The sequence below is a fragment of the Streptomyces sp. Je 1-369 genome, assembly GCF_026810505.1.
Lineage (GTDB): Bacteria > Actinomycetota > Actinomycetes > Streptomycetales > Streptomycetaceae > Streptomyces.
Window position 1 is genome coordinate 1,807,975 of the sequence record NZ_CP101750.1, and the last position, 14,398, is coordinate 1,822,372.

General features: G+C 67.3%; 13 protein-coding genes. 3 read left to right on the plus strand and 10 right to left on the minus strand.

Annotated elements, in window-relative coordinates:
• Positions 1 to 42: 42 nt before the first annotated feature.
• From prcB to arc, 5 genes are all read right to left on the minus strand, one after another.
• Positions 43 to 888 (minus strand): proteasome subunit beta, encoded by an 846-nt coding sequence (gene prcB / locus NOO62_RS08225; protein WP_268770241.1) that lies wholly within the window; start codon positions 886 to 888, stop codon positions 43 to 45.
• A complete protein-coding gene (locus tag NOO62_RS08230; protein ID WP_268770242.1) occupies positions 840 to 1,433 on the minus strand; it encodes an endonuclease VII domain-containing protein in 594 nt (197 codons plus the stop codon). The genes prcB and NOO62_RS08230 overlap by 49 nt, the downstream gene beginning before the upstream one ends.
• Positions 1,434 to 1,440: 7 nt before the next feature.
• Positions 1,441 to 1,659, minus strand: coding sequence for a ubiquitin-like protein Pup (locus NOO62_RS08235; RefSeq protein WP_150219625.1), 219 nt, complete (start codon positions 1,657 to 1,659; stop codon positions 1,441 to 1,443).
• A 124-nt stretch (positions 1,660 to 1,783) separates the two neighbouring features.
• Positions 1,784 to 3,295: a depupylase/deamidase Dop gene (gene dop / locus NOO62_RS08240; protein ID WP_414930782.1), complete on the minus strand. Its 1,512-nt coding sequence runs from the start codon at positions 3,293 to 3,295 to the stop codon at positions 1,784 to 1,786.
• Between the two features lie 213 nt (positions 3,296 to 3,508).
• The gene (arc, locus tag NOO62_RS08245) at positions 3,509 to 5,275 is read right to left on the minus strand and encodes a proteasome ATPase (RefSeq protein ID WP_268770243.1); all 1,767 of its coding nucleotides are present in this window, start codon (positions 5,273 to 5,275) and stop codon (positions 3,509 to 3,511) included.
• A 254-nt stretch (positions 5,276 to 5,529) separates the two neighbouring features.
• On the opposite strand from arc, the gene NOO62_RS08250 reads away from it, so the two are divergent.
• Entirely contained in the window at positions 5,530 to 5,841 is a 312-nt protein-coding gene (locus NOO62_RS08250; protein ID WP_268770244.1) for a ferredoxin, read from the plus strand.
• 19 nt (positions 5,842 to 5,860) lie between these two features.
• Here NOO62_RS08250 and NOO62_RS08255 read toward each other — a convergent pair whose 3' ends face one another.
• From NOO62_RS08255 to NOO62_RS08265, 3 genes are all read right to left on the minus strand, one after another.
• On the minus strand, positions 5,861 to 6,442 hold the full coding sequence (locus NOO62_RS08255) for a hypothetical protein (protein WP_268770245.1): 582 nt from the start codon (positions 6,440 to 6,442) through the stop codon (positions 5,861 to 5,863).
• A 216-nt stretch (positions 6,443 to 6,658) separates the two neighbouring features.
• Positions 6,659 to 7,561, minus strand: a complete 903-nt coding sequence (locus NOO62_RS08260; protein ID WP_055567236.1) for a tRNA (adenine-N1)-methyltransferase — start codon at positions 7,559 to 7,561, stop codon at positions 6,659 to 6,661.
• Between the two features lie 50 nt (positions 7,562 to 7,611).
• A complete protein-coding gene (locus NOO62_RS08265; RefSeq protein WP_268770246.1) occupies positions 7,612 to 9,147 on the minus strand; it encodes a site-2 protease family protein in 1,536 nt (511 codons plus the stop codon).
• Between the two features lie 129 nt (positions 9,148 to 9,276).
• Here NOO62_RS08265 and NOO62_RS08270 point away from each other — a divergent pair, with 129 nt between their 5' ends.
• Together NOO62_RS08270 and NOO62_RS08275 are read left to right on the plus strand one after the other, a co-directional pair.
• A complete protein-coding gene (locus NOO62_RS08270; RefSeq protein WP_268770247.1) occupies positions 9,277 to 10,158 on the plus strand; it encodes a RecB family exonuclease in 882 nt (293 codons plus the stop codon).
• A gap of 15 nt (positions 10,159 to 10,173) precedes the next feature.
• Positions 10,174 to 10,845: a response regulator gene (locus tag NOO62_RS08275; protein ID WP_150165899.1), complete on the plus strand. Its 672-nt coding sequence runs from the start codon at positions 10,174 to 10,176 to the stop codon at positions 10,843 to 10,845.
• Positions 10,846 to 10,920: 75 nt separating this feature from the next.
• Here NOO62_RS08275 and NOO62_RS08280 read toward each other — a convergent pair whose 3' ends face one another.
• Complete coding sequence (locus tag NOO62_RS08280; protein ID WP_268770248.1) at positions 10,921 to 12,507, minus strand: ABC transporter substrate-binding protein; 1,587 nt, start codon at positions 12,505 to 12,507, stop codon at positions 10,921 to 10,923.
• A gap of 61 nt (positions 12,508 to 12,568) precedes the next feature.
• Positions 12,569 to 14,176, minus strand: a complete 1,608-nt coding sequence (locus tag NOO62_RS08285; protein WP_268770249.1) for an ABC transporter substrate-binding protein — start codon at positions 14,174 to 14,176, stop codon at positions 12,569 to 12,571.
• Between the last annotated feature and the right edge of the window lie 222 nt (positions 14,177 to 14,398).

Below are 14,398 nucleotides of genomic sequence, written 5' to 3' on the forward strand. Positions count from 1 at the left end.
TTTCTGTCAAAAAAACTTCAGTCAGTGGCGAATTCGGAACGCTCAGAGCAACGCGGCCCGCGGACCGTCCGGCTGCTCCAGACGCTTCTCCAAGATCGAACGCGCAATGGCCGACGACTCGTCATCCGTCAGCCTGCGGAACCCCTCATCGGAAATCACGGTGACGATGGGATAGATACGCCGCGCCACGTCAGGACCGCCCGTCGCCGAGTCGTCGTCCGCGGCGTCGTACAACGCCTGAACGACCAGCGTCGTCGCCTGCTCCTCCGTCAGACCGTTGTGGTAGAGCTTCTTCATCGCACCGCGCGCGAAGACCGAACCCGAACCGGTCGCCGCGAAACCGTGCTCCTCCGAACGCCCACCCGTGACGTCGTACGAGAAGATACGACCCTTCTCGCGGTCCACGTCGTACCCCGCGAAGAGCGGCACCACGGCCAGGCCCTGCATGGCCATGCCGAGGTTGCTCCGAATCATCGTGGAGAGGCGGTTCGCCTTGCCCTCCAGGGAGAGCGTGGCCCCCTCCACCTTCTCGAAGTGCTCCAGCTCCAACTGGAAGAGCTTCACCATCTCCACGGCCAGACCCGCCGTACCGGCGATGCCCACCGCCGAGTACTCATCGGCCGGGAACACCTTCTCGATGTCGCGCTGCGCGATGACGTTGCCCATCGTCGCCCGCCGGTCGCCGGCGAGGACGACACCGCCGGGGAACGTCACGGCCACGATCGTCGTGCCGTGCGGCGCCTCGATCACGCCCTGCGTGGGCGGCAGTTGACGGTTGCCCGGCAGGATCTCGGGCTGGTGCTCGGACAGGAAGTCCATGAACGACGACGAACCAGGCGTCAGGAAGGCAGCCGGTAGACGCCCTGTGCCACGAGTGTTGGCTTCCACGCGTTTCCTTCCACGTATGCGGCCGCTCGCCTTATGGAGTCCGGCCGATCCTTGAATTGCCCCAGCGCCGCGTTGCAGCTGAAGCACAGTACGCCTCGGACCCTACCCGTGTCGTGGCAGTGATCCACATGTACCGCCGGGGCGGCCAAGCAGATGCAGCAGACTCCCGCTTGAGAGAGGACCAGCTCGTCCCGCTCCGCCATGGTGATGCCGTACTTGCGCTTGAAGTAGCTCCGCTGATTCCGCTCAGCTCGGCAAATTTTGCAGTAACTCGAGTACCCGTCGGACGACGTGGGGTTGGGTTCCCATTCGGCGTGGGGCTTGACCTCTGTGCACTGAGGGCAACGCTTGTGGCCGTGCGGCACGGAGACTTTCACCCGCACCGCGCGACCTTTCGCCTCTTGGCGCTCCTTGTAGTACTCAGCAGCGCACTCCTTGCAGTAGGCCTGTAGGCCGCCCCGCATGGACTTGTTGCTCGCGAACGCCGCTCGCTCTCGCGTCCGCTTACAGCGCGAGCACTTCTTACCTTGCGGCAAGTCGGACATTTGCCCTCTACTCGCCACCCTTTTGGACAAATGACCTCACGAAATCCTCAGCATTCTCTTCCAAGACGTCATCGATTTCGTCAAGCACAGAGTCGACGTCGTCGCTCAGCTTCTCCTGGCGTTCCTTGAGGTCCTCCGAAGCCTGCGCGTCCTGCGTCTGCTCCTCGGTCTCCTCGGTGGGACGCGTCGCCTTCTGCTGTCCGCCGCCGGTGTCCTTGGTCGCCATCTACCTCACCCCGCTCGCTCGGTTAGACGTTCTTGATCAGACCCTACGCTTCGGGTCCGACATCGGCCCCGCAGTTCTCTCAACGTGCGGGACCCACCTGTGTGATTCCCTCGCGGATGACCTTTCAGCCGCCCGAGAGGACCCGAACCAGGTCCTCTGCCGTGCGGCAGCGGTCCAGGAGTTCCTTGACGTGGTTCCTCGTGCCGCGCAGGGGCTCCAGCGTGGGGACCCGTTGCAGAGAGTCACGGCCCGGGAGGTCGAAGATGACCGAGTCCCAGGACGCCGCGGCCACGTCGTCCGCGTACTGCTCGAGGCACCGGCCGCGGAAGTACGCGCGCGTGTCCTCGGGTGGCTTCGTGGTGGCCCGGTCGACGTCCGCCTCGTCGAGGAGCCGCTTCATCTTGCCTCGCGCCACCAGCCGGTTGTACAGGCCCTTCTCGGCCCGTACGTCCGCGTACTGGAGGTCGACGAGGTGGAGGCGTGCGGCGTCCCAGTCGAGGTTGTCGCGTCGGCGGTAGCCCTCCATGAGTTCTCGTTTGGCGACCCAGTCGAGCTCTCCGGAGAGGCTCATCGGGTCGCTCTCCAGGCGGCCGAGGACGTCTTCCCAGCGGCTCAGTACGTCCTTGGTCTGGTCGTCGGCGTCGGAGCCGTACCGCTCCTCGACGTATTTGCGGGCCAGCTCGAAGTACTCCATCTGGAGCTGCACCGCGGTGAGTGACCGTCCACTGCGGAGCGTGACGAGGTGCTTGAGGGACGGGTCGTGGGAGACCTGGTGCAGCGTGCGCACGGGCTGGTCGACCGCGAGGTCGACGTTGATGAAGCCGTCCTCGATCATCGCGAGGACCAGTGACGTCGTGCCGAGCTTCAGGTACGTCGAGATCTCGGAGAGGTTCGCGTCGCCGATGATGACGTGCAGCCTGCGGTATTTCTCGGCGTCGGAGTGCGGCTCGTCGCGGGTGTTGATGATCGGCCGCTTCAGCGTCGTCTCCAGGCCGACTTCGACCTCGAAGTAGTCGGCGCGCTGGCTGAGCTGGAAGCCGTGTTCGTGGCCGTCCTGGCCGATGCCGACGCGTCCCGCTCCGGTGACGACCTGGCGGGAGACGAAGAACGGGGTCAGGTGCCGCACGATGTCCGAGAAGGGGGTCTCCCGCTTCATCAGGTAGTTCTCATGCGTGCCGTAGGAGGCGCCCTTGTTGTCGGTGTTGTTTTTGTAGAGGTGGATCGGCTGGGCGCCGGGGAGTGCCGCGGCGCGCTCGGCGGCCTCGGCCATGATGCGTTCGCCGGCTTTGTCCCAGAGGACGGCGTCCCAGGGGTTGGTGATCTCCGGGGAGCTGTACTCGGGGTGTGCGTGGTCGACGTAGAGGCGTGCGCCGTTGGTGAGGATGACGTTGGCGAGGCCGATGTCCTCGTCGGTGAGCTGGCTGGAGTCGGCGGCCTCGCGGGCGAGGTCGAAGCCCCGCGCGTCCCGCAGCGGGTTCTCTTCCTCGAAGTCCCAGCGGGCGCGTCGCGCCCGGTGCATCGCCGCGGCGTAGGCGTTGACGATTTGGGATGAGGTGAGCATGGCATTGGCGTTGGGGTGGCCGGGGACCGAGATGCCGTACTCCGTCTCGATACCCATTACTCGCCGTACGGTCATGCGGCCCTCCTTGCCCGGCGGCGCTCCCGTTCGGGAACGGCGCTCAAGTACCGCTGGTGCTCCGGTGCGTGTGCGGTGCCCGTCCCCGCACTGCGCGACTCGGCGGTACCGAAGAGCCTAGAACGCCTTTGCGCTGGTGGGGAGATCATTGCTGTCATTGAAAAACAGACGGCTGCGGGTACCCGTGAAGGACACCCGCAGCCGCCCTGTGTTCTACAGGTATTGACCGGTGTTGGCCACCGTGTCGATGGAGCGTCCCGTGTCCGCGCCCTGCTTTCCGGTGACGAGGGTACGGATGTACACGATCCGTTCGCCCTTCTTTCCGGAGATCCTGGCCCAGTCGTCGGGGTTGGTGGTGTTGGGCAGGTCCTCGTTCTCCTTGAACTCGTCGATGCAAGCCTGGAGGAGGTGAGCGACCCGGAGGCCCTTCTGGTTCGCTTCGAGGAAGGCCTTGATGGCCATCTTCTTGGCGCGGCCCACGATGTTTTCGATCATGGCGCCGGAATTGAAGTCCTTGAAGTAGAGGACTTCCTTGTCTCCGTTGGCGTACGTCACCTCGAGGAAGCGGTTCTCCTCGGACTCCGCGTACATCTGCTCGACGACGGACTGGATCATGCCGTGCACCGTGGCGCGCCGGTCGGCGCTGTGCTCGGCGAGGTCGTCGGAGTGCAGGGGGAGGCGTTCGGTGAGGTACTTGGCGAAGATGTCCTTGGCCGCTTCGGCGTCCGGGCGCTCGATCTTGATCTTGACGTCGAGTCGTCCGGGGCGAAGGATCGCGGGGTCGATCATGTCTTCGCGGTTGGAGGCGCCGATGACGATGACGTTCTCCAGGCCTTCCACGCCGTCGATCTCGGCGAGCAGCTGGGGGACGATGGTGTTCTCCACGTCCGAGCTGACGCCGGATCCGCGGGTGCGGAAGAGGGATTCCATCTCGTCGAAGAAGACGATGACGGGGGTGCCCTCGCTCGCCTTCTCTCGGGCACGCTGGAAGACCAGGCGGATGTGGCGCTCGGTCTCGCCGACGTACTTGTTGAGGAGCTCGGGGCCCTTGATGTTGAGGAAGAAGCTCTTCCCCGCGGGCTGGCCGGTCACCTCGGCGACCTTCTTGGCGAGTGAGTTGGCGACGGCCTTCGCGATCAGTGTCTTGCCGCAGCCGGGGGGCCCGTACAGCAGCACACCCTTGGGTGGCCGCAGTTCGTGCTCCTTGAAGAGGTCGGGGTAGAGGTACGGAAGTTCGACGGCGTCCCGGATCATTTCGATCTGGCCGCCGAGGCCGCCGATCTTTTCGTAGCTGATGTCGGGGACTTCTTCGAGGACGAGTTCTTCGACCTCGCTCTTGGGCACGACTTCGTAGACGTAGCCGGAGCGGGGTTCGAGAAGGAGGGCGTCGCCCGGGCGGATGGTGACGTCGAGGAGGGGTTCGGCGAGCCGGACCACTCGTTCTTCGTCGGTGTGTCCCACCACCAGGGCTCGGTCGCCGTCCTCGAGGATTTCCTTGAGGGTGACGATGTCGCCGACGCTCTCGTACTCCATGGCCTCGACCACGTTGAGCGCTTCGTTGAGCATGACTTCCTGGCCGCGCCTGAGCTCTTCGAGCTCCACGCTCGGGCTGACGTTCACCCGGAGCTTGCGGCCCCCGGTGAAGATGTCGGCCGTGCCGTCCTCGTTCGCCACGAGGAAGACTCCGAAGCCGGCCGGTGGCTGTGCGAGCCGGTCGACTTCCTCTTTGAGGGCCACGATCTGGTCGCGGGCCTCGCGGAGCGTGTTGGCGAGCCGCTCGTTCTGTGCGGACACGCCGGCCAGGTTGGTCTGCAGCTCGACGATCCGCTCTTCGAGAATCCTCGTATGACGCGGAGAGTCGGCGAGCTTGCGTCGCAGGACGGCGATTTCCTGCTCGAGATAGGCAACCTGGCCGGCAGGGTCTTCAGACCCTCGCCCCGGCCGGATGCCGCGGTTGATGTCGTCGTCGTGGGCTGCCACGGTCCTCACCTCCTCCAAGGGGAGCTGGACGCTTCCTGACCCTACCTGGGTGGGTGTCGATTGAAACCCCTAGATCACAAAGACCGTGGGGGTGTGTCCGATCTTCACCCTTGCGCTCTCCCTCACACCAGGGGGATACCCACCCAACAACATCGGAAAGCGGGCGGTTGTATCGTCGAAGTGTTCAACACCCGTCAGGGCTGGCCCGACTTGCTGCATCGTCGGGTCGCTCGGCGCAGCGACCGGCAGGAGAGATGACCGTGCGGCACGAGGCCGAGACCGGCAGTGAGGGCCACGATCTGGAGGTCTGGATCGACCAGGACCTCTGTACCGGGGACGGCATCTGTGCGCAGTACGCGCCTGAGGTCTTCGAGCTGGACATCGATGGTCTGGCGTATGTGAAGAGCGGTGACGACGAGCTGTTGCAGGCTCCGGGGGCCACAACGCCCGTGCCGCTGACGCTCCTCAATGATGTCGTGGATTCGGCCAAGGAGTGTCCTGGGGACTGCATCCATGTGCGCCGTGTTTCGGACAGCGTCGAGGTGTACGGCCCCGACGCGGCCTGATTTCACCCCTGCGGCGGTTTCATACGCTGCGTGCTTCGGCGGGGGTGGTCCGCTCGAACGTCCCGTCCTTCCACTGCCACTTGGCCTTGTCCTTGCGGTCGGGGCAGCAGCGGGGCACGTCGGGTGAGGAGTAGCCGAGCAGGGTGGCGGTGACGGCGCCGTCGCGCAGGGCGATGCGGGTCACGTTCTGTCGGTCCTTTGGGTCGACGAGGGTGGCGACGACGCGGGGTTTTCCGGGCCGGGGCGCGGTGATGACGTAGATCCCGTCGGGCGGGGTGCCCGAGCCGGCTTCGCAGTGGACGACGGCGACGGTTTCGGGTTTGCCGTCGCCGTCGAGGTCGCCGGAGGTCTTCTTCTTCACCACGGCTTCGACGGGGCCGCAGGCGATCGGGAAGTCGACGGCGGCGGGGTCGGGGGCCGGGGCGGGTGCGCCCGCGGTGGCCCTGGGGTGCGTCTGGGGGCCGGTCTGGGCCGCGGTGGCGGCGTCGGGCTGCAGGACGGCGGAGCCCGCGACGACGGCGGCGAGTGCGGCCGCGGTGGCCAGCCAGTGGATGGGGCGGGTGGTGGTGTGTGCCAGTTCCGGGACCGCGGGGTGCTGCACGGGGAGGCGTCTCCTGTGGGGGCTGTGCCGGCGGGGAGGTGGCCAGCATCGTGCCATACGTCACAGTGAGGTGGAACACCGGGGTCCGGTGGTTCTCGCGGTTCTTTCGGTACGGGCTGGTGTGCTGTCAACGAAACGGCGCCGCCGCCGAGTTCCCTGGTCGGTCAGGGAACTCGGCGGCGGCGCCTGCTCATTGGACGGGGCGTGCCGCGCGGGTCAGCGCGGGGAGCCGCCGTCGGCGTTCGGTCCTGAGTAGTCCTCGCCGTAGGCACCCTTGGCGGGGCGGCGGCGGCGCATGGGCGGCTCGACGCCGTCCGCGAGGCGGCGGGCGGTGAGGAGGAAGCCGGTGTGCCCGATCATGCGGTGGTCGGGGCGGACGGCGAGGCCTTCGATGTGCCAGTTGCGGATCATCGATTCCCAGGCGGTCGGCTCGTTGAAGCCGCCGATCTCGCGGATGGACTCGACGGTCCGTGCGAGCTGGGTGGTGGTCGCGACGTAGCAGCAGAGGATGCCGCCGGGGACGAGTGCCTTGGAGACGGCTTCGAGGCATTCCCAGGGGGCGAGCATGTCGAGGATGACCCGGTCGACCTCGGTGTCGCTGAGGTTGTCCTGGAGGTCGCCGACGGTGAGCTGCCAGGCGGGGTGGGGTCCCCCGAAGTAGCGCTCGACGTTCTGCTGGGCGATCTCGGCGAAGTCCTCGCGGCGCTCGTAGGAGTGCAGCATGCCCTGGTCGCCGATGGCGCGGAGCAGGAAGCTGCTCAGCGAGCCGGAGCCCACGCCCGCTTCGACGACGCGTGCGCCGGGGAAGATGTCGGCGAAGGCCAGGATCTGCCCTGCGTCCTTGGGGTAGACCACGGCGGCGCCGCGGGGCATGGACAGGACGTAGTCGGGGAGCAGGGGTCGCAGCGCCAGGTAGGCGACGTTTCCCGTGGTTCGGACAACACTGCCCTCGGGAGCGCCGATCAGCTCGTCGTGGGGGAAGGAACCCTTGTGGGTGTGGAAGTTCTTCCCGGCCTCGAGCGTGAACGTGTAGTGGCGTCCCTTGGGGTCGGTGAGCTGGACCTGGTCCCCGACCTTGAAGGGCCCGCGACGGCGGGCGGCACCGGTCGGTTCGGACATGTGACCAGCCTACCGGCCCCCGCGCGGGCCGCCGACCACTGAGGTCTGTCCTAGGTGGGGCGGGCCATGGCCTTGACGAAGGCGCGCTCGACGTCGGCGGCGGAGAGGACTCCGTAGATCTCGCCGGACTCCTCGACGACGAGATATTCGGTGGCGGGTGTGGCGCGGAGGGTGTCGAGGAGTTCTTCGCCGGCGAGTTCGGCGGAGATGCGCATGCCTTCGGTGAGGTCCTGGGCGAGGCCGCCTACGCCGACCCAGGGGCGGCGGTGCTGGGGTACGGAGACGATGGCCGCTTCGCGGACGAGGGCCGTGGGGTCGCCGTCGGTGTCGACGACGACGAGGGCGCGGGCGCCCGCGTCGTTGGCGCGGCGCAGTGCTTCGGAGAGGGGTGTTTCGCTTTCGACGGGGACGGCGCGGCGGGTCAGGGTGCGGGCGCGGAGTTCGGGGAGGTGTTCGCGCAGGCGGGCCATGCGGAGGCTGTTTCCGGCGCCGGTCCAGATGATCGCGGCGAGGATCGCGGCGAGCAGGGCGTCGGTGACGGTGTCCATGCCGCCGATGTCCTGGGCTTCGCCGCCGAGGGCGCCGGACTGGTTGAGGAGGGGCAGGCCGATGAGGACGGAGATGGCGAGGGCGCGGCCGACCCAGGCGGCGGCGACGGTGCCGCTCATGGGTTTGCCGGTGATCTTCCAGACGACGGCGCGGAGCATGCGGCCGCCGTCGAGGGGCAGGCCGGGCAGGAGGTTGAAGGCGGCGACGATGAGGTTGGAGATCATCAGGCCGGCGAGGAGGACGCCGGGGACGGTGCCCGCGTCGACGGCCTGCATCCCCGCGTAGAAGACGCCGGCGAGGACGAGGGAGAGGAGGGGGCCGACGAAGGCGAGGACGAATTCGCGGCCGGGGGTCTCGGACTCCTTCTCGATCTCGGAGACGCCGCCGAAGAACTGGAGCTGGATGCGGCGTACGGGGAGTTTGAAGCGGAGGGCCGCGACGGTGTGGGCGAGTTCGTGGACGAGTACGGAGGCGTAGAAGGCGACGGCGAAGAAGAGGGAGACGAGGTAGCGGGCGCCGCCGAGCTCGGGCAGGACGCGGTCGAGCTGGTTGCCGAAGACCCAGGTGATGAGGGCGGCGACGAGGAACCAGCTGGGGGCTACGTAGACGGGTACGCCGAAGGGTTTGCCCATGAGGAGGCCGCCGCCGGGGCCTTTCTGCGCCTTGGGCGGTACGGGGGTGCCCTTGCCGGGGCGTCCGGAGTGTGCGGCGCGGGGGCGCCGGTCTTCGGCGGGGTGTTCTTCCCTCGTGTCGGTGCGCGGGGGTTCGGTGCGCGGTGTTTCGGTGCGCGGGGGTTCGGTGCGTGGTGTCTTGGTGAGGGAGGTGCGGTTCTCGTCCTTCGGCGGCTCGGCCGGACGCGTCGGCGCGTCGGCCGGGCGCCGGGGCTCGTCGGCCGGGCGCTCGGGTCCCTCGGCCGTGTCGACCGGCCGCGTCGGCTCCTGGGAGCCGGGCGTGTGGTGCGGGCCGTGTGGCTCCGTCGGCCGCAGGCCCTCCGTGCCGTCGGACTGCGGCCTGCCGCTCCCGCCGCTTTCGTCCACGATGTCCCCTCGTTCGAAGCGTCCCTCGCCCCGGTATGGCGTGGTTACCCGCACGATCATGCAGGGCGAGAGGGTCTGTCGTCGATGGTATGCGGCTGTTGTCAGTGGCGGGTCGTAGGGTCTGTCCCTATGGAAACCAGCTCCGACGACGCCGTGGCGGCCGTGCGCCCGGCGTCCTTGTCGCCCTCGCGTGCGGGCGATTTCATGCAGTGTCCGTTGCTGTACCGGTTCCGGGTGATCGACAAGCTGCCCGAGAAGCCGAGTGAGGCGGCGACGCGGGGCACTTTGGTGCATGCGGTGCTGGAGCGGCTCTTCGACGCCCCGGCGGGTGAGCGGACCGCGCCGCGGGCCAAGTCGCTCATTCCGGGGCAGTGGGACCGTCTGCGGGAGTCGAAGCCGGAGCTGTCGGAGCTGTTCGCGGACGATCCGGAGGGCGAGCGGATGGCGCGCTGGCTGTCGGACGCGGAGAAGCTGGTGGAGCGCTGGTTCACGCTGGAGGATCCGACGCGGCTGGAGCCTGCCGAGCGGGAGCTGTTCGTGCAGGCCGAGCTGGCGTCGGGTTTGCGGCTGCGGGGGATCATCGACCGGGTGGACGTGGCACCGTCGGGCGATGTCCGCATCGTGGACTACAAGACGGGCAAGGCTCCGCGTCCTGAGTACGCGGAGGGTGCGCTGTTCCAGATGAAGTTCTACGCGTTGGTGGTGTGGCGGCTGAGGGGTGTGGTGCCGCGCCGTCTGCAGCTCGTCTATCTGGGGAGTGGTGATGTGATCACGTACGACCCGGTGGTGGCGGACCTGGAGCGGGTGGAACGGAAGCTGCTCGCGCTGTGGGAGGCGATCGAGCTGGCGACGGAGACGGGGAACTGGCGGCCGCGGCCGACGAAATTGTGCGGTTGGTGCGATCACCGGGCGGTCTGTCCTGAATTCGGTGGGACTCCCCCGCCGTATCCGCTTCCTGTGAGGGCGCCCGAGTCGGCGGAGGGTGAGCAGGGCAGAATGGGCGCGGGCTAGCTGAAGGAGAGACACGTGGCCATCCGCGTCCTACTGGTCGATGACCAGCCGCTGTTGCGCACCGGGTTCCGGATGATTCTGGAGGCCGAGCAGGACATCGCGGTCGTCGGCGAGGCCGGAGACGGCCTGCAGGCTCAGGATCAGGTGCGGGCGTTGCAGCCCGATGTGGTGCTCATGGACATCCGTATGCCGCGGATGGACGGGGTGGAGGCGACGCGGCAGATCACCGGTCCCGGCCGGGACGGTCCGGCGAAGGTGCTGGTGCTGACCACGTTCGATCTCGATGAGTACGTAGTGGAGGCGTTGCGGGCGGGTGCCAGTGGCTTCCTGCTGAAGGACGCTCCGGCGAACGAGCTGGTGCAGGCGATCCGGGTGGTCGCGGCGGGTGAGGCGATGCTCGCGCCGAGCATCACGCGCCGTCTCCTGGACAAGTACTCGGCGCATCTGCCGTCGGGTGACGAGCCGGTGCCGGACACGTTGCACACGCTGACCGATCGTGAGGTCGAGGTGCTGAAGCTGGTGGCTCGCGGTCTGTCGAACGCGGAGATCGCGGCGGACCTGTTCGTGAGCGAGACGACGGTGAAGACGCATGTGGGTCACGTGCTGACGAAGCTGGGTCTGCGTGACCGGGTGCAGGCGGCTGTGTACGCGTACGAGAGCGGGCTGGTGCGTCCCGGGGCGCAGTGACGCCGTCCGGGGTGTGAACGAGGAAGGGCGGCCGTCCCCCGAGGGGGTGGCCGCCCTTCGCCGTGGATCAGGGGGTCAGCCCTTGCTGATCTCCCAGAAGCGGAAGACGGTGGAGGCGTCGAGGCAGGACTCCAGGCCGTAGACGCTGTCGCGGACGACGGCGTACTGCTTGGCCTGCCACACGGGCAGGACGGGCAGCTGTTCGGCCACGATGTCCTGGAGGCGGCCGTACTCCTTGCTGGTCCTGGTGCGGTCGCTCTCGGTCGCGGTGTTCGGGATGATCTTCGAGGTGATGGTGCTGTTCTCGAAGTGGTTGCCGAGGACGTTGCCCTTGCCGAAGAACGGCTGGGTGAAGTTGTCGGCGTCGGGGTAGTCGGGGACCCAGCCCTTGACGTAGACGCCGTACTTGCCGGCTTCGATGTCCTTCTCGTACTGCTCGAAGGCGACGGACTTCACGTCGGCGTCGAAGAGGCCGGAGGCGTTGAGCTGCTTGGCGATGGCGCGCAGCTCCTGGTCGGTGGCCGGGCCGTAGCGGGTGGGCGTCGACCAGAGGGTGAGCTTGGCCTTGCCCTCGATGCCGTCGGCGCGGAGTGCGGCGGCGGCCTTGGCGCGCTGCGGGCGGGCGCCATAGGTGTCGAAGAAGGCGGTGTTGTGGCCGCCGATGCCGGCGGGGACGATCGAGTACAGCGGGGTGGCGGTGTCCTGGTAGACGTCCTTGACGAGGGCGTCGCGGTCCAGGAGGTAGGCCATGGCCTTGCGGACGCCGAGCTTGCCCGCGACCGGGTCCTTCATGTTGAAGACCAGGTGCTGTACCTCGGCGCTGGTGCCCTCGACGATGTCGACGTCCTGGCCGTCCTTGGAGGTGTCCTGCTCGATGTCGGCGATGTCGGCGGGGGCGAGGCCTCGGTAGGCCAGGTCGATCTTGCCGTCCAGGAGTGCCTGCTTGAGGCCCTGCTGGTCGCCGCGGAAGAATTTGAGGGCGATGCCGTCGTTCTTCGTCTTGGCGGTGCCCTTGTAGTCGGAGTTGACGGAGAAGGTCGCCTGCTCCTTGCTGAAGGAGTCCAGCTCGTACGGTCCGGAGCCGACGGCCTTGCCGTCCTTGCGGAGCCGGTTCATGTCGTACTCGGTGTGGTCGACGATCGAGCCCGCGCCCGAGGCGATCTTGCTGGGGAAGGTCGCGTCGGAGTACTTCAGTTTGAAGACGACGGTCTTGGCGTCGGGTGTCTGTACCTGGTCGAGCATCGGGAACATCAGCGCGGGGCCGGCGTCGTCGTTGATCTTCCGCATGCGGTCGAAGGAGAACTTGACGTCCTTCGAGGTGAGCGCGTTGCCGTTGCTGAACTTCAGTCCGTCACGCAGCTCGCACTTGAAGACCTTGGCTTCCGTGTCGGTGAAGCCGCACTCCTCGGCGGCCTCCGGCTCGGGCTCGGTGGCGCCCTTGGGGAAGCTCAGGAGCGACTGGAAGACGTTGTTGAACAGGAGCCAGGAGCCGGGGTCGTAGCCGGACGCGGGGTCGGTGGCGAGGATGTCGTCGGACATCCCCATCACTACCGCGTCGCCCGTGTCCCCCGCGCCGCCCGATTCCGTGCCGCAGCCGGTCAGCAGGGCGGCGGCCAGCCCTCCCGTGAGGGGAAGGGCCAGCCACTGGTTACGACATTTCACGTACGTGCCTTTGTTGGTGTGGTCGTTCGTTGGAACTTGAGGTGCCCTCGGGGTGCGGGGGTCAGCCGCTGACGCCGCGGCCGAGCTCCCACAGCTGGAGGTTCGAGGAGGAGTTGAGGGCCCACTGGATGCCGGTGATGTCGTCGCGCGCGGCGATGTACTGCTTGCCCTGCCAGAGCGGGAGCACCGGGACGTCGTCGGCGACGATGTCCTGGATCTTGCGGATGCTCTTGGAGGCGGCGAGCCGGTCGGCCTCTCGGCGGGAGGTCGGGATCAGCTGGTCGTTGATCGTGTCGTTGACGTACGGCGAGCCGAGGAAGTTGTCCTTGTCGAGGAACGGCGCGAGGAAGTTGTCGGCGTCGGGGAAGTCGGGGAACCAGCCCATGCCGTACGCCGCGTACTTGCCGTCGCGTTCGGCGGCGCGGAAGGTGTTCCACGGCACGCCCTTGACCGACACGTCGAACAGGCCGGAGTCGTTCAGCTGCTTCTGGAGCAGCTCGAACTCCTTCTTGGTGCCGGGGCCGTAGTGGTCGGTGGTGTAGTGCAGGGTCATCTTCACCGGGGTGGTGATGTTGGCCTTGTTGAGCAGGTTGCGGGCCTTGGCCGTGCTCGGGTCGCCGTACTTGTTGAAGAACGAGTTGGCGTGTCCGGTGATGGTGGAGGGCACCAGCGAGTACAGGGGGTCGGCCGTCGAGCCGTACACCGAGGAGGCCAGCGCGCCGCGGTCGACGAGCTGTGCCATGGCCTGGCGCACGGCCTTGTTCTTGGCGACGGGGGCGTCGGTGTTGAAGGCGAGGTAGCGGATCTCCAGGCCCTGCATGTCGACCAGGTCGATCTTCTTGTCCGTGGAGGCGTCGAGTTCCTTGACCTGCTCGGGCGACATGGTGCGCGTCATCAGGTCGATGTCGCCGTCGTCGAGCGCCTTGCCCATGGCGTCGGTGTCGGCGTAGTTGCGGAGCTCCACCTTGTCGCTCTGCATCTTGAACCCGCCCTTGTAGTGGGGGTTCTTGGTGAACACCGTCTTGACCAGGCGGTTGTCCTTGACGTCCTGCTCGGCGATGTAGGGGCCCGAGCCGTCGACCTCGAAGCCGTCGCGGAGCTTGTTCTTGCTGTAGTGCTCCTTGCTGATGATGCCCGCGGTGGGCGTCGCCAGCTTGAAGGGGAACGTCGCGTCGGGGGTCTTGAGGTGGAAGACGATGTCGCGGTCGCCCTGGACCTCGATCTCGTCGACGTTGGAGACCAGGCCGTCGGAGCCGCTGGGGTCCTTGATCTTGATGTCGCGGACGCGCTCGATGGAGAACTTCACATCGGCGGCCGTCAGCGGCTTGCCGTCCGAGAACTTCAGCCCCTTGCGCAGGGTGCAGGCGTACCGCTCGTTGCCGGTGTCGGTGAAGCCGCACTGCTCGGCTGCCTCGGGCTGGGGGTCGCCGCCGCCGCGTGGCATGCCCATCAGTGTCTGCACGGTCTGGCGCAGGACGTTCCAGGAGCCCGCGTCGTAGGCGTACGCCGGGTCGAAGGGGGCTGGGACTTCCTTCGAGATGGCGAACGTGTCCGTGGTGCCGACCGCGATCGGCTTGTCGCCGTCGCCGCCGTCCGAGCCGCCGCACGCGGCGAGCGCGGGGGCGAGCAGACCTATGACTGCCGGCAGCACCAAAGTCTTGCGGTTCATGCTCGACGTTCTCCAGAGCTCTTGAATCCCGTGAATCCCGCAACGCGGGGTGTGGGTTGGTGGGGCACGGGGGGTGGGGCGATGTTCTCGCGACGAGATTAGTCCGCACCAGATGAGCGTCGGAGGGCGCATGAACCCGCTTTCCATCACGCTGCGAAACCGGGCGTGGACACACTGATAACCCGACACCGGAAGGTTTCGTGCACGCTCCCATCAATCGGG

What these genes read in the sequence shown, in the direction of transcription:
- NOO62_RS08230 (WP_268770242.1), bottom strand. Translation starts at nt 1,433, where the DNA reads ATGTCCGACTTGCCGCAAGGTAAGAAGTGCTCGCGCTGTAAGCGGACG.
- NOO62_RS08235 (WP_150219625.1), bottom strand. Translation starts at nt 1,659, where the DNA reads ATGGCGACCAAGGACACCGGCGGCGGACAGCAGAAGGCGACGCGTCCC.
- dop (WP_414930782.1), bottom strand. Translation starts at nt 3,295, where the DNA reads ATGACCGTACGGCGAGTAATGGGTATCGAGACGGAGTACGGCATCTCG.
- NOO62_RS08250 (WP_268770244.1), top strand. Translation starts at nt 5,530, where the DNA reads ATGACCGTGCGGCACGAGGCCGAGACCGGCAGTGAGGGCCACGATCTG.
- NOO62_RS08260 (WP_055567236.1), bottom strand. Translation starts at nt 7,561, where the DNA reads ATGTCCGAACCGACCGGTGCCGCCCGCCGTCGCGGGCCCTTCAAGGTC.
- NOO62_RS08270 (WP_268770247.1), top strand. Translation starts at nt 9,277, where the DNA reads ATGGAAACCAGCTCCGACGACGCCGTGGCGGCCGTGCGCCCGGCGTCC.
- NOO62_RS08285 (WP_268770249.1), bottom strand. Translation starts at nt 14,176, where the DNA reads ATGAACCGCAAGACTTTGGTGCTGCCGGCAGTCATAGGTCTGCTCGCC.